General features: G+C 70.7%; 13 protein-coding genes and 1 pseudogene. 6 read left to right on the top strand and 8 right to left on the bottom strand.

Going from position 1 to position 19,161, the window contains the following annotated elements; all coding sequences use genetic code 11:
- Positions 1-57: 57 nt before the first annotated feature.
- Both ACIF80_RS28205 and ACIF80_RS28200 read right to left on the bottom strand, forming a co-directional pair.
- A complete protein-coding gene (locus ACIF80_RS28205) occupies positions 58-1,167 on the bottom strand; it encodes a tetratricopeptide repeat protein (protein WP_399809842.1) in 1,110 nt (369 codons plus the stop codon).
- 184 nt (positions 1,168-1,351) lie between these two features.
- On the bottom strand, positions 1,352-4,846 hold the full coding sequence (locus ACIF80_RS28200; protein WP_399809840.1) for a CHAT domain-containing protein: 3,495 nt from the start codon (positions 4,844-4,846) through the stop codon (positions 1,352-1,354).
- Positions 4,847-5,072: 226 nt separating this feature from the next.
- Here ACIF80_RS28200 and ACIF80_RS28195 point away from each other — a divergent pair, with 226 nt between their 5' ends.
- Positions 5,073-5,504, top strand: coding sequence for a hypothetical protein (locus ACIF80_RS28195; RefSeq protein WP_399809838.1), 432 nt, complete (start codon positions 5,073-5,075; stop codon positions 5,502-5,504).
- Positions 5,501-6,421 carry a hypothetical protein gene (locus ACIF80_RS28190; RefSeq protein ID WP_399809837.1) on the top strand — a complete coding sequence of 307 codons (921 nt, stop codon included), beginning with the start codon at positions 5,501-5,503 and terminating at the stop codon, positions 6,419-6,421. Before ACIF80_RS28195 ends, ACIF80_RS28190 begins: the two co-directional genes overlap by 4 nt.
- Here ACIF80_RS28190 and ACIF80_RS28185 read toward each other — a convergent pair.
- From ACIF80_RS28185 to ACIF80_RS28175, 3 genes and pseudogenes are all read right to left on the bottom strand, one after another.
- Positions 6,419-6,586: pseudogene (locus ACIF80_RS28185) on the bottom strand (transposase); the annotation flags it as partial. The gene ACIF80_RS28190 and the pseudogene ACIF80_RS28185 overlap by 3 nt on opposite strands.
- A 52-nt stretch (positions 6,587-6,638) precedes the next feature.
- The gene (locus tag ACIF80_RS28180) at positions 6,639-7,064 is read right to left on the bottom strand and encodes a hypothetical protein (protein WP_399809835.1); all 426 of its coding nucleotides are present in this window, start codon (positions 7,062-7,064) and stop codon (positions 6,639-6,641) included.
- Positions 7,061-7,534 carry a hypothetical protein gene (locus tag ACIF80_RS28175; protein ID WP_399809834.1) on the bottom strand — a complete coding sequence of 158 codons (474 nt, stop codon included), beginning with the start codon at positions 7,532-7,534 and terminating at the stop codon, positions 7,061-7,063. The genes ACIF80_RS28180 and ACIF80_RS28175 overlap by 4 nt, the downstream gene beginning before the upstream one ends.
- Before the next feature lie 1,218 nt (positions 7,535-8,752).
- Here ACIF80_RS28175 and ACIF80_RS28170 point away from each other — a divergent pair.
- Complete coding sequence (locus ACIF80_RS28170) at positions 8,753-12,373, top strand: DNRLRE domain-containing protein (RefSeq protein WP_399809832.1); 3,621 nt, start codon at positions 8,753-8,755, stop codon at positions 12,371-12,373.
- 58 nt (positions 12,374-12,431) lie between these two features.
- Here ACIF80_RS28170 and ACIF80_RS28165 read toward each other — a convergent pair whose 3' ends face one another.
- From ACIF80_RS28165 to ACIF80_RS28155, 3 genes are all read right to left on the bottom strand, one after another.
- A complete protein-coding gene (locus ACIF80_RS28165; protein ID WP_399809830.1) occupies positions 12,432-13,079 on the bottom strand; it encodes a hypothetical protein in 648 nt (215 codons plus the stop codon).
- A gap of 139 nt (positions 13,080-13,218) precedes the next feature.
- Positions 13,219-13,608 carry a VOC family protein gene (locus ACIF80_RS28160; protein ID WP_399809828.1) on the bottom strand — a complete coding sequence of 130 codons (390 nt, stop codon included), beginning with the start codon at positions 13,606-13,608 and terminating at the stop codon, positions 13,219-13,221.
- Positions 13,609-13,702: 94 nt separating this feature from the next.
- On the bottom strand, positions 13,703-15,628 hold the full coding sequence (locus tag ACIF80_RS28155; protein WP_399809826.1) for a DUF262 domain-containing protein: 1,926 nt from the start codon (positions 15,626-15,628) through the stop codon (positions 13,703-13,705).
- 699 nt (positions 15,629-16,327) lie between these two features.
- Here ACIF80_RS28155 and ACIF80_RS28150 point away from each other — a divergent pair.
- From ACIF80_RS28150 to ACIF80_RS28140, 3 genes are all read left to right on the top strand, one after another.
- A complete protein-coding gene (locus tag ACIF80_RS28150; RefSeq protein ID WP_399809824.1) occupies positions 16,328-17,989 on the top strand; it encodes a TlrC/CarA/OleB/SrmB family ABC-F type ribosomal protection protein in 1,662 nt (553 codons plus the stop codon).
- Positions 17,990-18,416: 427 nt separating this feature from the next.
- Complete coding sequence (locus tag ACIF80_RS28145) at positions 18,417-18,572, top strand: hypothetical protein (protein ID WP_399809822.1); 156 nt, start codon at positions 18,417-18,419, stop codon at positions 18,570-18,572.
- A gap of 1 nt (position 18,573) precedes the next feature.
- On the top strand, positions 18,574-19,020 hold the full coding sequence (locus ACIF80_RS28140) for a hypothetical protein (RefSeq protein WP_399809820.1): 447 nt from the start codon (positions 18,574-18,576) through the stop codon (positions 19,018-19,020).
- Positions 19,021-19,161 lie beyond the last annotated feature (141 nt).

Genomic DNA, 19,161 nt, shown 5'->3' with positions numbered 1-19,161 from the left:
GCACTTCCGTATGCCGTGGCCGGCCCGGTCATGAGGCGATCGTCCTCCGCCGGGTGATCAGTGAGGGGCCGGCCCTTCGCGCAGCCAGGCCAGCTTCTCTTCGGCGGCCCGCAGACGGGGGTGTCCGGGGCCGTGAATACGGTGGTAGTCGCGTACGCAGCGGTCGAGCAGCTCGGTGGCCTCGGCGGGCCGGCCCACGTCGATCAGCACGTTGGCGAGGTTGTCCCGGGTGGCGACCGTGATCGGGTGATCGTCGCCGTGGAGTGCGACGCGCCCGCTCAGGATCGCGCGCAGGATGGGCACGGCGTCCTCGTAGCGCTGCATGGCGTGCAGGACGGCGGCGAGGTTGTTGCGCGCGGTGAAGGTGGACTCGTGGTGCTCCCCCACCGTCGCCTCCAGCGACCGCACGACGGCGCGGATGTGCTGTTCCGCCTCGGCGTGGCGGTCCAGTCGGACCAGGACGGCGCCGTGGTTGCTCCGGGCCGCGATCGTGGCCTCGTGGTCGCGCCCGTACCGGTCCTCCAGCCGGGGCACGAGGACGCGTAAGGCGTGCTCGGCCTCGTGGTGGCGGCCACACTTGATCAGCGAGGCGGCGTGGGCGTTGGTGGAGGACAGGACATCAGGGTGGTCAGGGCCGAGCAGCCGGACACGGCGTTCCAGGACGTCCCGCATGAGCGGCTCGGCTTCGGGGGCGCGGCCGAGGTCCTCCAGGACCGCGGCGAGCCCGGTGGCGCTGCGCAGTGCGTCGGGGTGGTCGCGGCCGAGCGTCTCCGCCTGGGCGCGGAAGGTGTCGCGCCACGCTGCCTCGGAGAGGCTCAGTTGACCGGTGGCACGAAGGACGCCGGCCAGTTCGGCGGAGGTGCGCAGGGTTTCCTCGTGGCGGTCGCCGAGCACGGTCCACTGGGTGCGCGCCACCTGCTGGTAGAGCTCGACGGCTTCCTCGCCCCGTCCCGGGATCGCTCCCAGGACCTGGGCGAGTTCGCGCAGGGCGGTGAGGGCGTCCGGGTGCTCGGGGCCCAGCCTGTCGATGGCGGACCGGGCCCGCATGGCGTGGACTTGTTCGGAGGAGAGCTCGATGCTGGCGATCTCCTGCTCCGGCCGGCCCTGCGTCACCTCCGTGATGGTGAGGTGTCCCCCGACCAGCCGCCGCGTGTTCCCGGATCCCACAGCGGGCTCCGGCGCGTGCGGGCCCGGCCGGGATTGCCCGTCCGTGTGTTCCCGGTGTTCCTGCCGGCCTTCCTGTTCCTGTCGGGGCTGCGGCGGCTGCGCGCCGGCGCCCTGGCCGTCTCCCGCGGCTCGTCGCCGCCACCATCGGGTCATCGTGACCGCCTCCTCGTTGCTGCCGGTGTGGTCAGGCGCCCGCGTGCACGTGTGCCGCCCACAGGCTGGGACTGGCCGCGAAGGCGGCGCGGCACCGCAGGACCGCCTGGTGCAGGGCGTGGGCCGTCCTCGTGTCGTCCAGCTCCGGCCCGCCGTCGGCTCCTTCGGTGCACAGCTCCCGGTAGAGGAGGCGCGTGACGCGAACGGCCACGGCGTCGTGCACCGGCCAGAGCGTTCCGACGGCGTTGGGGTATCCCGCGAGCTGGAAGGCGGAGGTGATGTGGATCGCCTCGTCGGCCAGTTCCCCGCCGCCTCGCGCCGTCTCGCACGCGGACATCACCGCGAGCCGCGCCGCCGGCAGTTCCAGGCGGGAGATCTCGCGGACCGTCAGCGGACGGGTCTCGTGGTCGTGCACCAGGAGCCGGCCGTTCGAGGGGTCGGCGGGCTCGCTGACCCCGTGGCAGGCGAAGTGCACACAGGAGTGACGAGGCAGGGCGTCCATCACCTGTTCGAAGGTGGCCCGCTCCTCGTACAGCACCTCGGTCGGCAGGAGGCCGCGCAGTACCTCCACCTCGCGCCGCGCGCCGCCGAGCGGCCGGGCACCGGGGGTGTCGGGGAGCGCCACGGCGAGCAGCGGGCCGTGCGGGCGGGGGGCGGCGGCCCGGGCCCGGGCGTACCGGAGAGCTCCGACTGTCGGCGTGTAGGAGGAGACCACCCGGTCCAGTACCGTCCGTGGTCCCGGCACGGCCGTCGCCGGGGCGGGTACGGCCGCGTCGTCGGGTACCGCGTCCGGGGCCTCGTCGTGGTGACCGGCCGCGTGCAGCGGCAGAGAGGCCAGCGCACCCCCCGGTGACCACCACACCCGGTGCCACCCGCCATCGGGCGTGGGCCCGCGCAACCCGAGCCGGTCGAGCACCGGGCCGGTGACGTGGTCCCAGGCCCAGGCCAGTACCTCGCCGACAGTCTGCTGGGCTGCCCGGTCGCGGGCGGGGTCGGCCGCGTCGGCGAGCGCCCGCTCGAGGCGGTCCGCCTGTTCACCGACGGCCCGCGGGGTGGCATGCGGCAGTGGGACGAGGAGGACTTCGCCGTCCCGCAGCACCAGGGCGTCACTGCGGTACGCGCTGCAGTAGGCGAGCACCACCGGGCCCCTGTCGGCGCAGGCCAGCAGCGCCTCGATGGCCGGCGCGCCGAGGAAGTCGAAGAAGCCGGGCCGCGTTCGGATCTCGGCGACCAGGTGCTCCAGCTCGGCCGCGAGGGTGTGCCGCAGGTCGGTGGTGCCGGCCGGCAGCCGGTCCTGGGCGATGTCCGCGGCGTCGGCGGCGTCGGCGGCCTCGAGCGCGTCGAGCCGTTCCCGCAGACGGGCGAAGCGCTCGGCGAGAGCGGGGTGGGCGCCGCGCAGCCGTCCGAGTCCGTCGCGGGTGGCCATGGTCCGGCCCAGCAGGACGCCTCGGCCCTGTTCCAGCAGCAGCACCGCGCGCTCCGGCTGCCCGGCGTTGACCGCGCACGCGGCGGCTTCGGCGGCCAGGCCCCGCACCCGGGACAGACCGCGTTCCTGGTCACTGCGGACCAGTCGGCCGGACGCGGCGAACGGCAGGAGCCGCAGGGCCAGTTCGTAACCCGGCAGGGCCTCGTCCCATCGGTTGCCGTCCGCGGCGGCGGCTCCCCATTCCCAGGCCGCGAGTACCCGCTCGTAGGCGGGCAGGGACCTGGTTCCGGCGGCCTGCCGGTAGGCATCCGCGGCGGCACCGAGCACACCCGGGTCGCCGTCCCGGTGGTGCACGGCGCGCAGCGCGTCGCCGTACGCCTTCAGATGGTTGCCGTGGGCCGAGGTGTGCTCGGTGACGGCCCATACGGCGCGGCCCAGTTCGCTGACGGCCTGCTCCAACCCGCCGGGTTCGCCGGTGGCGTGGTGCTTGGTGAGCCGGGCGGAGCCGAGGTTGGAGAGGACCACCGCGAGCGCCGGATCGCCGTAGGGGACCTGCCGGACGGCTTCCTCCAGCAGTTCGACGGCCTCGTCGAGGTCTGCCACATCGGCGGTGGACGTGAACCGGGCCCGCAGAGCATTGGCCAGGTGGTTCAGCCGGTCGGCGCGCGACTGGCCGGCCGGGGGCGCCAGGGCGAGCGCCTGGCGGGCCACGTCGATCGCCTCGTCGACGGCCGCGGTTTCTCCGGTCGCGCCGTGCCAACTCTGCATGACCACCCCCAGGTTGCCGAGCTGGCCGATCTGGAGGGCGGGGGGCGCCTGTGACGCGTGGAGGGCTTCCCTCGCCAGTCGGGAGGCTTCCCGCAGGGAGGTCAGGTCGTCGGTCTGGAGGGCGCGCTCGCGCAGGGTGACGGCGAGGTTGGCCAGGGTCTCGGCGTACTCGTCCGTGCCCGGTTGCTGCTCGGCGAGAGCGGCTCGCAGGGTGGCGACGGCCTCGTCCAGCAGCGCCGCGTCACCGGTCCACTGCGCCAGCCTGTGCAAGGTGTTGCCGAGACTGTTCAGCCTCATGGCGCGTAGCGGCGTGCCGGGGCGGAACAGTGTCAGGGCCTCGCGCAGCGAGGCCGCGGACTCCTCGAGCAACGCCGGCTCGCCGGTGGTCTCGGCGGCCAGGCGCAGGGCGATGCCGAACCCGGCGAGCAGTTCGGCACGGTCCGGATGGCCGTGCGGGCATTCGGCCAGGGCCGTGCGGTGGATCCGCAGCATCTCGGACCGGTTGGTCTCCTCGGGATGGTGCTCGAACCACTGGCGCAGGGCCTGGGTGAGGTTGCGCAGGACGATCACGCGGGCGGGGCCGCCCGGCGGGGCGGCCTCCAGCGCGGTGCGCCACATGTCGAGGGCCTCGCGCAGGGCGCCCAAGTCCCCGTCGAACAGGTACGCGCTGTACCGGAGCCCGGCCAGGTTGCTCAGGTGGCCGAGACGGTCGTCCGATCCGTCCGGCAGCACGCGGAGCGCGCGCCGTTGCGCGTCCGTCGCGCGGAGGAGATCCGTCGCGGCGGAGGCGGCGGTGTCCCCGCCCCGAGGTCCCGCGGCCCGGCCCCCGTCGCGGGCCGCTTCGCGGCCGACGGCGATCCTGTGTCGCAGGTGCAGCACCTCACCGAGCGCGCCCAGCGACTGCGCCGCGGTCCCGGCCTCCTGGGGGAGGCGGGCCGCCCGGTCGAACGTCTCCACCGCCCGGTCGAGGTCGTCAGGCCGCCCGTGAATCGCGAATCTCTGCTGGTACGCGAGGCCCAGGAGCCGTACGTCCTGCTGGTGGACCGGTTCGCACGCCGCCCGTTCACGGCCCAGGCCGACCAGGGCCTCCACGTCGTCCGGGCGCCGCAGCAGTCGGTAACGGGTCTGGAGGGCGACCATCAGGTTGGCGGCCCAGTGGGCAGTCCGTACGGTGTCCGGCGCCGCCGCTGAGGCGAGTAACTGCCAGTAGAGCGCGATCGCCTGATCGAGGGCCTGCCGGTCGCCCGTCCGGAGGTGGTGGAACAGCAGCCGATCGGCGCGCGATTCCGCGTCCGGTCCGTCCGCCGCTCGCCCGAGACTCGCGTTGAACACGCCCACCCCCGTGTCGCACCGCCGTACCGCGGCCCCTCGGCGCTGCGCGGCCCATGCTCACGATAGCGAACGAGTCGTCGGACCGACGTACAGCGGACCGACGTCGTACAGCGGACCGGCCGAGGAAGGCCTGCGTTCAACCGAAGGCCGGCATACGGCCGGCGGAAGCCGGCGAAGGCCGACGTACAATCGCGGCCGACCGGCATCCGGCGTCCGAGGGGGAACGGTGGAGATCGAGAACGGCGGACGAAGCGGGCCGCGAGGCGGACACGCCCGGTTGGGCGAGTTTTGCCGACGGCTGACGGACGCGTCCGGACCGCTGGGTCTCGGTGAGCGGGGGCTGCGACTCGTCGAGTCCATCACCTCCGAACTGCGTACCGGCCGGGCCCCCGAGGAACTCGACGACGCCTTCGACGAGTTGGAGGAGGAGTTGCTCGCAGCCGGGCACAGCGCCGGCCTGGGCTCCTATCGCACCACACCGCCGCCGCTCACCCCCGGCTACCAGCGACTCCCGGTCGCCGGGCCGGTCCGCCCGCCGCTGCACGTGCTGGCTTGCCCGCGGGGCCACTGCGGGCGTGTGGAGGCGCCCGGCGACGATGCCCCGCACCCCGGCTGCCGGATCTTCGAGCAGCCGCTGCGCACGGTCCCCCTCCGGTGACCAGCGCCTTTCTCAGCGCGCTGGGCGGCCGGATCGCCGAACGATGGCTGGCCGCGCTGGCCCTGCCGGGGCTGCTCTTCCTCGCCGCCCTCACCACGGCCATGGTCCTCGGCCACGAACACTGGTCCGACCTCGAGCGGCTGCGGGCCTGGCTCGACACGCTTGCCGCCTCCCCCGCGTCCCGCAGCGCCGGCACCGTCGCCCTCGTGGCGCTGGGCGTGCTGGCCGGTGCCGCCGTGACCGGCGCGGCCGCCCAGTCCCTGGGCACGGGCGTGGAACTGCTCTGGTGCGCGGAGCCGCACGGGCCACTGCTGCGGTACCTCGCCGATCGCCGGTTGCGCCGCTGGCGCGCGGCCGACGCGGCCTTCCGCACCGCGCTGGTGGCAGCGGGCCGAGCCCGTATCGAGGGAGCGGAGGACGCCGACCGGCTCGCCGGCATTGCCGAGCGCCGTTACGCCGACCGCGGCCGCATCGCCTCAGCGCCGCCCCGCCACCCCTTCGGGACGGGCGACCACCTCGCCGCGCCCGGGCAACGGCTCTGGCGCGCCCACCGGTTGGAGCTGGCGGCCGCCTGGCCGCATCTGTGGCTCCTGGCCGCCGACGGCACGCGTGCCGAACTGCAGGACGCCCGCCTCAGGTTGACCGCGTCGGCGCGCCTGTACGCCTGGGGCGTGGGGTATCTGGTGCTGGCGCTCTGGTGGTGGCCTGCGGCACTGGTCGGAGGTGTCGCCGTCGCCTCGGGCGTGCGGCGCGGGCGCGCGGCCGCGGAGGCCTTCGCCGAACTCACCGAGGCCCTGGCCGACCTCCATATGCGCGACTTGGCGGCCGCGCTGGGCGTCGAGTGCGAGGGGGTCGTCGACCGGGAGCTCGGCGAACGCCTCACACGGGCTCTGCGGAAGGAGACGGAAGCCGCGTAGAGCGTGTCTCTTTGACTGGAACGCACCGAGTTCGTGGGGCAGGTCCCGCCAGGGCGAGCACGTGCGGCGCTTCCAAGCGATGGCCTCCAGGGTTCGGCGGTGGTCGGCCCACCGTCGTCCACGGGCCGGATCGGCCGGCATCAGCGGCTCTGTCCGGTCCCGCATCGCATCGGTGATCACTGACCGGACAGACGCATCCGATCAGCCGACCAGCTCATCAAAGAGGCACGCTCCAGCGCAGGAACGACTTCGGATCCCGCAGGGCGTGCCGCAGTCCCGCCGCGAGCGGTACGACCGTCATGGCGAAGAAGACCCAGAACACGAACTCGGCCCCGGGCGCGAGGTTGTAGACGGTGCCGTCCTCCCACTGGCAGTAGGCCCGCGGCGGAAACGGGGTGGAGATTCCCGAGACCTCCCCGCTCCCGAGGATGCCCTGCTGCATCGGCTCCCTGGGGCAGGGGGCGGTCTCCGGGAACAGGAAGGGGTCGTCCGCCACCATGATCACGACCCAGGTGAGGGCACCGAGCGGCACCGACCAGAACACCGAGGTCCGCACCCACAGCGGCAGCAGCGGATGCGCCAGCAGCCCGCGCAGCGCGACCCAGCCGACCACGAGCCCGACGAAGACCGGGAGCAGCGTCATGACACCACCGCGGTCTTCCGGGCGCGGAACTCGGTGGCGTAGCCCGCGCCGATGACGAGCAGGACGGCGGCCGGGGCGAGGAACGCGGTCGCCCGGTTCATCCACACGTAGCTGGGATCACTGGAGTAGACGGTGCCGTCGTCGCGGACGCAGTCGAAGCGGAGCGGCAGGTACGAGGACCGGTGGTGGGAGAGGCCCTGCCTCGTCTCCGCGTCGAAGCCCTCGCGGCAGGCCGGAGCCGGAATCGAGTCCGCGCCGTTGCCGAACGCGTGCTCCGACAGCAGAACGCCGGAGAGCCCCAGGGAGTAGACGGCCACGGCCGCCCACCCGGCCGCTCCCGCCGCGCGGCGCAGCAGATGCACCGCCCAGGGCTCGGGCCGACCGGGGAACGCCATCGCGACGACCCCCACCGCGGCGATGAGCGCCCCGAGGGCACAGACCGCGGAGAGACCTAAACCCACCAGCAGCACGCCCGTCACCCCCGTCCGAGCGGGGGCGGGGCTTGAGGGATGAGGGGGGCGGCACGCATGCGGCCACCTCATCAGCACCGCACCGGACCGTCTGTGGCGGAAGCCACTCCACCCGTCACAGTCGTGTCACAGCGGGCAGAGGCCCTCCTGGGGTCCGCGGGGCAAGTCGCCCATGCGTCACTGGCTTCCGTCCCCGGTCGAGGGTGGAAGCCCTCCCACCACAGCGGAATCCGTCAAGCTGCGCTTTCATGGAGTCTTCGCCCTTGTGGCAGGCAGCACATGACGGCGTCAGACTCGGCGGCAGCGGTCTCGAAGCTCGGAGATGACGGCCTTCTCGCGTGCGTTGACGGCACCGTCCACGGTCGGACGGGTTCAAGACCATCCGCCGAACACAGTGGCTCGAGCAGCCGAAGCAGGTCATGCCGGGACAAGACCACCGTGCACCCCTTGGGTCGAACTGCCCGTTCACCAAGCGCGGGCCAGGGCGCGCCGGTGGCGGGCCGAGTCGCTCGGGGCCGTCGTCCACGAGGCCCCGGACGGCTGCACCCACGCCCAGTAGCGCGATCGGCTCCACCCCATTGTCTTCAGCACACCCGAGCACCTCATCAACCGCGTCCCGTGAGGCCTACGGCACCTCCGGTTCCGCAGTCACCTCGCCGACAGCTGCCTCGGCGACACCAGCCTGACCAGCAGACCCATCTGAGCCACACCACGACGCCACGGGTTCAAAATCAGGAGGAGACAGAGCCGTTCGATGTGTTGACAGGCCCTGTCCCGCCTGCCCACGACGGACGATTCCTCGACCGGCGAGCCCGCTGATCACGACCGAGCGCACGCAGGCGACGTGATCCACCTTACGTTTCGACCGGTGGAGCCCAGCGGTCTCCACTGTTCCCGGCGAGAAGCCGGTTGACGTGATCATGCCTGGCCAGAAGGCGCCTTCTGCAGGGCCGATCTTCCTCCCTAGAGTCCTCCCTCGGCACGCTTTCGTACAGGAGTTCCAAAGGAAGGACACAGCACGTCGTGCACCCACGTAAACCCCGCTTATCCCCAAGACGCATACGTCTCCAGCACATCGCCGTGGTCGCTGCCCTGCTGCTGACCGCAGAAGCAGGTACCGCTTTGACCGGGCAGGCCGCGGCGGCGCCCGCCCCTCAGGACGGACCCTCTCCGGCCAGAAACGCAGAACCGTCGAAGGCCGAGATCCTCCGATCCGACATGCGGTGGGCCGCCGCGCACGCCGAGGGCTCGAAGGCCTGGGCGATCCTCGAAGCGAAGAGAACCGGGAAGAAGACCCTCGCGCACGACGAGACGACTCCGGATTCCCTCACGATCGCCGCCCCCGACGGAACGCTGACCACGGAAATGACTCCCGGACCGGAGCGGGTCTGGCAGGGAGGCACGTGGCATACGGTCGACGCGACCCTGACGAAGACCGCCGACGGGGCCGTTGAGACGAAGGCGCACCCGGTCGGCCTGCGGCTGGCGGGCAAGGACGGGACCCCTTCCGCCTCTCTCGCCGCCGCTCAAAGGGCCTCCGCACGCGACCTCGTCACCCTCGGCGCCGGTGAGGACAAGGTCACCCTGCAGTGGAAGGGCGGCCTGCCGGAACCCGAACTGGACGGCACCCGCGCCCGCTACGAGAACGCGGTGCCCGGAGCGGACGTCATCGTCGAGGCCACCCGCACCGGCTTCGAGCAGTTCGTCGAGATCGGCGAGCGGCCCACCGGCGCCTACTCCTACACCCTCCCGGTGAAGGCCAAGGGCCTGAAGGCGAAGGCGAACAAGGACGGCTCGGTCACCTTCTCCGACGCCGGGACCGGCGTCGAGCGTGCTGTCATGCCCGCCCCGGTCATGTGGGACGCGACCGTCGACAAGGCCTCCGGCGAACACACGAACCGGGTGCGCGTCGACATGGAGGTCGTCGGCAAGGGCACCGGCGAGTGGGATCTGGTCGTCACGCCCGATGCGGACTTCCTGACCGACCCCAAGACGCGGTACCCGGTCACCGTCGACCCGTCCACCTCCGCACTGTCGAACACCTTCGACACCTACGTGCAGCAGGGCGAGACCGTCGACTGGTCCACCGACACCGAACTCGACCTCGGCAACCCCGGCACCAAGAACGCCGACGGAACGGCGCGCACCGCGAGGTCCTTCATCACGTGGAACACCACACCGATCCAGGACGCGCTGATCGTCGACACCAACCTGGCGCTGTGGAACTTCCACTCCGGCAACACCGACTGCAGCGCACAGTCCTGGACCGTCTGGGACACCGGCGCCCCCTCGACGTCCTCGCGCTGGACGTCCCAGCCCGCGTGGAACCAGCAGTACCACTCCTCCACCCAGACCAAGGGCAACCCGGACTGCGCCGCCACCCAGCCGGACGGCTGGATCAACGCCGACGTCGACGAACTCGTCCAGACCTGGGCCTCCGCCAAGGCCACTCGGGGCCACATGGGCCTGCGCGCCGCCACCGACGACACCAAGGCGTGGAAGCGGGTCAACTCCGCCAACAACACGGCCAACCAGCCCAAGCTGTCCGTCACCTACAACTACCGCCCCTCCGACGGCACGGACCGGCAGGCCGGTGGGCCGTTCAGGTCGTACGCGGGCGTGTGGGCCGTGAACACCACCACCCCGACCCTGCGGGACACCTTCACCGACCCTGACGGCGACGCGGTCAGCGGCACCTTCCAGGTCTACGACGCCGCCACCGACACCCCCATCACCACCCCGTCCGGTGAAGGCCTGCTCGTCTCCGGATCCGTCGCCTCCGGCAAACCGGCCTCCGTCACCGTCCCGGCCGGACAGCTCCAGGACGGCAGGACCTACAAGTTCCGCACCAACGCCTACGACGGCACCCACTACAACCTCAGCTGGTCCCCCTGGACCCAGTTCGTCGTCGACACCACCGCACCGGGCGAGCCGCAGAGCGTCACCTCGGCCACCTATCCCGAGAACTGGGGCGGTGGCGGCGCCGGCGTCCCGGGTGACTTCGACGTCACTACGGGCGCTTCGGACGCCTACGAGGTGCGCTACCGCCTCGACCCGTACTCCGATGATGCGGACGGTGACGGCTGGACCTCGGTGCGCACCACCACCCCGGCGATGTCGGGCAGGGCCGTGGCTCCGGACGCCTCCTACGCGATCACCCCCGCAGCGGACGGCAACCACGTGGCACAGACCCGCACCGTGGACCGGGCGGGCAACGTCGGCCCGATCAAGGACTACGGGTTCACCGCCGGGAACCGGGACTACAACCGCAAGCAGAAGATCGACATCACGCTCCCGGCCAACGACGCCGGCGCGCAGCAGCCGGCGCCGTCCGATCCTCCGCAGCCTGCGTGGGCAGGCTGGAAGCAGGGCGGTCAGGCCGGCACCTTCAAGACCAGCGACGACACCCAGGTCATCGTCACCCCGAAGGACCAGGCCTCCGAGGAGTTCACCCGGAAGGCCGCGAAACAGCTTGGTGCCCGCGCCCCTTCGTACCCGGACCCGATCGTCAAGGATGCCTGGTGCCAGCCCAGCCTGTCCGGCGAGGCGCAGAAATCGCTGATGACCCGCACCGAAGCCTGCGTGTTCTTCGATATCCAGTTCATCGCGGAGAGCAAGCTGGAAGACGGCGTCGTGCCGGTGAAGTACCAGGCGGACTTCGAGGTCCACTTCCAGGTCAAGACCGACGTCCACGGCGACGCCATCAAGACGTGGGTGCAGATCAACCCGGTCTACAACAACTTCCCGGGCGATGAGGGCGCGGTCGTGATGGGCGACGGCAACCCGGACGCCTGGTTCGACTCGATGTGCGAGAGCAACGGCTGCAACACGGGCGGCGACAGCACACGGCAGAACTTCGACTTCTTCGGCGACCTCACCTGGAAGGGAGGCATGAACGGCAACGACCCGGTCGACACCCACATGGCCACTGGTACAGCCGACCACAAGTGGAACGGCACCGTGGACAACGCCTCCGGCACCACTGACGACAACCTGTCGAAGAGCATGCCGGTGTTCTTCTCCGGCCGGCCCATCACCGAGGTGGAACCCCCGCCCGGCCTGAACGGCAAGAAGGGCGAATGGAAGAACGACTACGGGCACTGGGAGTCCCCGCATCTGATCGTGACCTGCGACAAGGTCGCCTCCTACGGCGCCCCGGGCTGTGTACTCCCGCAGTACGCCCCGACGTACAGGTTCAACACGGCCGCCTATCCCGAGGCAGCCGCGCACGCCTGGCTGATCCAGAACAAGTCGAAGGTCAAGGGCCTCGGGCAGAGTTGGGCCGCCCCGCTTCAGTACCTGCCACCGGCGGCCAGGAACAAGAAGAGCTACGACTCGGACAAGAGCCGCGACGCGATGTGCACCCGCTACCGGGGACCCAAGTCGGGAAGTACCGGATGGGTTCCGCGCAAGACGTTCCTGCCTCACCCGAAGACAGCCCTGCACCACGTCGGGCCGCATCTGGACGAAGTCAACTGCGACGAGTTCCCGTTCGCCTCGACGTACCAGTCCGCCGGTATGAAGAAGACCGACGGAGGTAAGAACGAGGCCCCGAACGGCGGCGCGGACTGCATGCAGACCGTATCCGCCACCGCAGATGACGGAAACGTCCACTTCCTCGACGACACCCGCTACGACGCGCCGTCGTTCACCGAGAACTGCGGCCGGTCCTCGATGTCCGGTGACGTCAACCAGGGCTCGATGCGGCCGTTCGGTGATTTCGCGCAGCAGATGCGGCTCCTGGACGAACAGGCCTATTTCCTGGATCCGGGCAACGCCTGGTTCAAGGGATGTGACACCTCGAAGGCCGAGCTGGTCTGTGTCATGACAAAGCCGTAAAACCGGCTGCGGCGAAGCTGGTGGGGCCCCTCCCCGGCCGGGGAGGGGCCCTGCACTTCTAGTGGACGGGCCGCCAGTCGGCGAACGTCTCGTCCAGCCCCGGAGGACCCTGCGGGTCCTGCCAGATGAGGCAGCCGTACACGACACCGGGCACCTTGTAACCCATCAGATCGGCCGGACCTTCGCCGAGCGTTCGGTTGACGGCTTCCAGGTAGGCGGCGATCGACGGATACAGCGGCTTTTCCATGAGCAAGCCCTCATAGCTGCTCCACTTGCCGAGGCCGGAAGCCGACAGGTACAGGCCGGTGTCGGTCGCTTCGGGGTAGTTGCCGATGGGGGCAGCCCACTGCTCGCCTTTCCAGAAGTCCTCGCCCTGGCGGTCGAGGCCGGCCAACCGTGGCCGGATCGACTGGGAAGGGGTGAGCAGAAGCCCATGAGGCAGGAACCGCCCGGTGCCCACCTCACCCTCTTCGTCGTACTCGCTGATGTCGAGCTGCCGCACCCCGCCGGCCAACGCCCAGAGAGCGACCAGCTCGGGTGGGAAGCCGTACCCGCAGGAACGCATGAGGTGATCTTCTGCTTCCTCGACCTCGACCACGGTGGCCGGGGGCAGGATCGACGCGTGCGAGGTGGGGGCGTGTACGCGCAGCCACTCGGTCAACTGCTGCCAGGCAGTGGCCATCCGCTCCATATGTTCGGTGTCCATACTCCGGACCCTATGAGCTCGTGACACGATCTTGCTGAAGTGTGCTGCGGTCGGAACCTGGTCATGCGTGCACGGCCACCACCGCAATCACCTGCGGCATTCGCCCCGCTAGCCCCTTTTTCACGCTCACGGTCCGGTTCTACGGTGCCAGGGTGCGCAGGACGCAGAACTCGTTGCCTTCGGGATCCGCCATGACCACCCAGTTGCGGTCCGGGCCTTGGCCCATGTCCGTCCTGGTGGCGCCGAGGCCGAGCAGTCGGGTCACCTCGTCCTCGGTGCTGCCGTCGACCGGGCTGACGTCGAGGTGAAGCCGGTTCTTCACGGCCTTGCCCTCGGGCACCCGGATGAACAGCAGGGTGGGCGGCATCTGGCGGGCCCGGACCTCCTCAACGGTCGGCACCCAGGAGCCGATCTCGACCTTGCCCTCGCTCCGGTCGATCACCTCGAAGTCCAGGACCTCGCACCAGAAGGCCGCGAGTCCCTCCGGATCACGGCAGTCAACGGCCAACTCGGTGAACCTGCTTGTCACGACTCCCCCAGACAGTGCAACCACCGGGACACCCTCACGCCTCCCCGGCGAACCCCGCGAAACACGACCGCCCCCGGCTCGCCCCCTCCCCTCCCTATCGGATGCTCCGCAGTTCCTCCCCGGTGGCCGTGACGGTCCAGAAGGACCAGCCCTTGTGGTACGGGACGACCTGCGGATCGAGCGCCCGGACCACGGCGACGGCCGCTCCGTCGGGGCTGTCGTACGTGCCCTGGCCGGGCCCGGACGGAATCGTCACCGCGCGGGACGAGGGGTCGTAGAAGCCGTCGACGTGCCGACCGTCGTAGACGGCATGGATCGTCACCCCTTGTTCCCCGGTGCGTGCCGGCGCGTCCGCGGGGGCCAGGACCGGTGCGGTGGATTCCTCCGCGATCAGCTCGTCGTCGGCCGGAGGCTCGTCGGCGTCCCGGCGCGGAGCCTGCTCGTCGGGGACCGGCAGGCCGAGGAGTTCGTTGAGGACGTGGGTCAGCAACCGCCGTCGCGCGGCCAGGAATTCGGGGAACCGGTCGAGGGAGCGCAGCTCGGGATCGCTGGGAATCCACTGTTCGGCGAGGCGGTCGGGGGCGATCCCTCCCATGTATTCGAAGGGCAGCTTCGAACCGATCATCTTGTTGGTCTGCCCTGTCACGAACGCCAGATTGGCCAGGCTGTTCCACTCCTCCTTCGCGTAGGCCGACTGGACCTGGGCGCGCGGGAACACATGATGGAACTCGATCCTGGCTCCGCTGCTCATCGGCTGGTCGCTGATGGCGATGTTGGTGGCCCAGTCCCGGGCCTTGTCGCGCAGCGCGGCGATGTAGAGCAGCCGGAAGAAGGCGTGCGTGGAGTACTTCTGCTCCAGGTCCCTCGGATGCAGGGGGGTGTCCGCCGAACGGCTGCCCGAGGCGCGACGGATCAGCTCGGTGAACAGTTCCTCGCCCTGCCTCGTCCTCAACAAGCGTGCCTCCGCGTCGAGTTTCGTCTCGACCTGCAGGGAGTAGTGGCTGAAGGCCATCGCCGTGTACACCCAGCGGCGCAGCAGGGCCTGCTCGTTGTCCTGGAGTTTCCCGTCGCGCTGGTGCAGGAGCAGAGCGGGCACGACGATGACGTTGGGCGACGTCAGGATCCCGGAGCGGGGGATCCCGCATTCCTCCCGCAGGAAGTCGATGGCGAGCCGGAGGGCTTTCTCGGTGGCCTGCCAGGCCTCCTTCAGCGCGACTTCGTCGACTGCCGCCCCGATCAGCTTGATGTGCCGGGCGCTGGTGCCCGCGAGCAGGCTCATCAGGCGGAGGACGGCTTCCCGGTCGAGGGAGAAGTCGCTGTCGCGCAGGTACTGGTGGAAGGCGTCCATGGTGGCCAGACCGTCCGCCCAGCGGGCGGCGATGGCGCTGTAGACGAGGTCGCCCTTGGAGAGCCGGCGGCCGCCCTTGTTGAGCCGGGCGAAGAGTTCGGCGACCTCCTCGTAGTCGTCCGACTCGTAGGTGATCACGGCGATCTGCTGCCTGCGGATGTCGTGCACCTTCTGCAGCCGCTGCATCCACTCGCCGAAGTCCGGGTCGGAGTACTCGACCCCGGCTTCCTTGAGGACCTCGTGGTACTGCACGTTCTCCTGCAGCAGGGTGGAGACGCGGAACAGCATGGGGTCCCTGCCCTGGACGGCGCTCGGGTTGACGAACTCCTCGGTGCGCACGTCGAAGCGCAGGTCGATGAGGCGCCCGTCCGCCTTCGACTCCGGCCGGTACACCCAGGCGAGGGACGTCAACCGCTGCTGGCCGTCGAGGAGGTAGAGGGGCTGGTGCGTCGACTTCTCGGCCTGGACCACGGCAGCGGTCTTGAAGGGCACCGTCAGATTGGTCTTCCACAGGAGCAGGGCGCCGACCGGATAGCCCCGGTAGAGGGAGTCGAAGAGGTCACGCACGTCGGGTCTCATCCACACGAAGTCGCGCTGGATGGACGGAATGACGACCCTGCCGTGCAGCAGGTCCTCCACCTGCGAAACGATCTTTTCGTTGGCCAGCCCCATGCCGAGTCCCCCACACCACGAGTGATCTACTGCCCGCCCAGTATCCATTACGCGCCCCCCTTCGTGACAAAGGGATCACGAGGGGTAGTGACTGGCGACCTCGCCCGGTGACGCTCCGGCCCGTGATCCGGACCCATGCCGTCGGTCGTCCCCGAATGGCCGGGAGCCGGGCAAAGGCCTCACCAACCGCGGAACCGTGCCGACGGCCTGCCGACGGAGATCTGCCCGGCCTGACCGGGCATCCGTCGCGGCGTGCGGCCCCGATGCGCCGGCCGGCGGCTCACCGGCGCGTGCGAGGCGTACGCGCTCCCGGCGCCGGAGGGCAGGCATGCCCTCTCACGGCTCGCTCCGCGCGCTGTCGGCCCTCGGGCCGGGCACACGTGCCGTGGTGCGGAGGGCGCCGCATCACAACGGGCGCCCGACGGGCGAGAACGAGGGGCAGGGCGGGGCGGGGGCCATACCCCCTTGCCGGTCTCCGGTCGCCCCCCTATGGTTTCTCGCATGGGATCTCTGTGAGGGATGAGGATGCGCGGCGTTGAGCCGGTCTCCGTCGCCGCATCCGGCAGCGTGCTCGTGACACGCCACTGACCGACCGGTTCCGTCCGCTGTGGTGGGTGGCGTCCGTGTCGTCTTTCCACGGCCGTTTCGCCGAGCGCGCTCACGCATTCCCTCATCCTCACGGTGCATCAGGAGACACGCGTGCCGACTGCGCAATTCGCACTGCATGACATCACCAAGCGCTACGACGACCGCATCGTGTTCGACCGGGTCGGCTTCAGCATCAGGCCGGGCGAGAAGGTCGGCGTGATCGGCGACAACGGATCCGGCAAGTCCACGCTGCTCAAGGTGCTCGCCGGCCGCGAGCGGCCCGACAACGGCATCCTCACCGTGGTCGCCCCCGGCGGCATCGGCTACCTGGCGCAGACACTGGAACTACCGCTCGACGCCACCGTCCAGGACGCCGTCGACCTGGCCCTGTCCGACCTGCGCGAACTCGAAGCGGCGATGCGCCGGGCCGAGGCGGAACTGGCCGAGCACGACACGGACGGCCCCGGAACCGAGCTGCCCGCCGTCCTCCAGCACTACGCCGGCCTCGTCGAGCGGTACCAGGCCCGCGGCGGCTACGAGGCCGACGTGCGGGTGGAGGTCGCGCTGCACGGCCTCGGGCTGCCGGGTCTGGACCGCGACCGGAAGCTCGGGACCCTCTCCGGCGGCGAGCGCTCCCGCCTCGCCCTCGCGGCGACCCTGGCCTCGGCGCCGGAACTGCTGCTGCTCGACGAGCCGACCAACGACCTCGACGACCGGGCGACGGAATGGCTGGAGGAGCACCTGCGGAGCCATCGCGGCACCGTGATCGCGGTCACCCACGACCGGGTGTTCCTCGACCGGCTCACCACCACGATCCTGGAGGTCGACTCCGGCCGCGTCACCCGCTACGGCAACGGCTACGAGGGCTACTTGACGGCCAAGGCCGTGGAACGCGAGCGGCGGCTGCGGGAGTACGAGGAGTGGCGCACCGAACTCGACCGCAACCGCGGGCTGATCGCCTCCAATGTGGCGCGGATGGACGGCATCCCGCGCAAGACGCCCCTCTCCGTGTTCGGTCACGGCGCGTACCGCAGGCGCGGACGCGACCACGGCGCGATGGTGCGGATCCGCAACGCCAAGCAACGCGTGGCGCAGCTGACCGAGAACCCGGCCCCGGCCCCCGCGGACCCGCTGACCTTCACCGCCCGTATCGACACCGCGGGCCCAAAGGCGGAGGAGACGCAGGAGGCGTTGGCCGAGCTCACCGACGTGCGTGTCGCGGACCGGCTCGTCGTCGACTCCCTGAGCATCCGGCCGAGCGACCGACTACTGATCACCGGCCCCAACGGTGCGGGCAAGACGACCTTGTTGCGGGTGCTCTCCGGAGAACTGGAGCCGGACAGCGGCTCGGTGAGGGTCGGCTGCCGGGTCGGGCACCTGCGGCAGGACGAGATGCCCTGGCCGCCCGGGCTGACCGTGCTACGGGCCTTCGCCCATGGCCGGGACGGCTATCTGGAGGACCATGCCGGGAAACTGCTCTCCCTGGGCCTGTTCAGCCCGTCCGACCTACGGCGGCAGGTGAAGGACCTGTCGTACGGACAGCGGCGCCGGATCGAGATCGCCCGGCTGGTGAGCGACCCGATGGACCTGCTGTTGCTGGACGAGCCCACCAACCACCTCACCCCGGTGCTGGTGGAGGAACTGGAGCAGGCGCTGGTGGACTACCGGGGTGCCGTGGTCGTCGTCACCCACGACCGCCGGATGCGGTCCCGGTTCACCGGTGCCCGGCTCACCATGGACCACGGGCGCATCGCCGGGTTCAGGACGGCCTGAGCCACCTCCATCCGGGGTTCAGGCCTCGGGACTGTGCCAGTTCGCGTTTGCCGGGCCTGGATGTAGAGCCGCAGGGCCCGGATGGCGAGCCGAGCCGGTCGGGGACACCACCACCGTCCTCGGCCGGCTCACTCAACCACCTGATCCCGGCCGACCGGCAGTTTCATCCGCTGCGCCGGCCCACGGACATCCCGGAGGGGGTACTCGAGCCCGTCGAGCCCGTCGTCCTGGCAGCTGCCTTCCTCCCAAGTGCCAACCGGAGCAGCAGCCGGACGAACCCGGAGGGCTGCCCACGGACCTCCCGATCTCCGCCTGAGAGAGCGGACCAGCTCGCCGGAGAGACGAGTCGGCACATCAAGAGGGAAGATCCAATCCCCACTGGGTCCATGCCATAAGGACCCACCAGCCGGGCAACTCGGGAGGGCCGATGTACACCGTCGACAGCGGACGAGTCATTGCCAAGGAGAGCATCCCCGGTGGCGGAGATGACAACAGCGGTGGTTTCTTCGACCCCTGCCACCTCGTCCTCACCGACATCGGACTGGCCAACAGCGCCTTCCCCGGCACCATGACAAGGTCCTGACATGCGACGCATCCTGCTCGCCCTCGCCACGGCGGCGACCCTGACCGGTTGCTCGGTCTTCGGCCAGGAAACCTTGTGCACCAAGGCGGACATGGACTCGGAGGTCGCCGTGGTGTGGCGGCCCGCCGACTTCGGCGGCACGGACGCGGCGGTGATCCGCGTGTGCGTGGAGGACAAGTGCAAGGAGCAGAAGTCCGGCGACGCGGACAACCCGATCGCAAGGGTGTCGGTCCGGCTTCCGGACGACATCGGCGCCGTCACCGTCCCGGTGCGGCTGAAGGTGACAGCGGCGCGGGACGACCGGGTCGTCGTGGCCGACAGCCGCCGCGCACGGTTGACGGAGCAACACCCCAACGGCACTTCGTGTTCGCCCGAGGCATGGACGGCGACCTTCCGCGCCGACCCCGACAAGGGGCTCACCTCACCCGAGGGGCTGTCCCTGAGATGAGGTGGCCTGGGGCCCGGGTGAACCGATGCCCGGAGCCGTCACACCACTGACGGGTCCGGCCGGACGCGTCAGTGGTGTGACGGGCCCGGGCGGGCCCGGCTGACCCGCCCAGCCCGGCCCCACGGCAGAGGTGGCCGTGTG

It is taken from the genome of Streptomyces sp. NPDC085927 (assembly GCF_044540975.1).
Classification (GTDB): domain Bacteria; phylum Actinomycetota; class Actinomycetes; order Streptomycetales; family Streptomycetaceae; genus Streptomyces; species Streptomyces hirsutus.
The sequence above is the reverse complement of the archived record's forward strand: the minus strand, read 5'-3'. Positions and strand labels throughout refer to the sequence as shown.

What these genes read in the sequence shown, in the direction of transcription:
- ACIF80_RS28180 (WP_399809835.1), bottom strand. Translation starts at nt 7,064, where the DNA reads ATGACGCTGCTCCCGGTCTTCGTCGGGCTCGTGGTCGGCTGGGTCGCG.
- ACIF80_RS28170 (WP_399809832.1), top strand. Translation starts at nt 8,753, where the DNA reads ATGCGGTGGGCCGCCGCGCACGCCGAGGGCTCGAAGGCCTGGGCGATC.
- ACIF80_RS28165 (WP_399809830.1), bottom strand. Translation starts at nt 13,079, where the DNA reads ATGGACACCGAACATATGGAGCGGATGGCCACTGCCTGGCAGCAGTTG.
- ACIF80_RS28155 (WP_399809826.1), bottom strand. Translation starts at nt 15,628, where the DNA reads ATGGGGCTGGCCAACGAAAAGATCGTTTCGCAGGTGGAGGACCTGCTG.
- ACIF80_RS28145 (WP_399809822.1), top strand. Translation starts at nt 18,417, where the DNA reads ATGTACACCGTCGACAGCGGACGAGTCATTGCCAAGGAGAGCATCCCC.
- ACIF80_RS28140 (WP_399809820.1), top strand. Translation starts at nt 18,574, where the DNA reads ATGCGACGCATCCTGCTCGCCCTCGCCACGGCGGCGACCCTGACCGGT.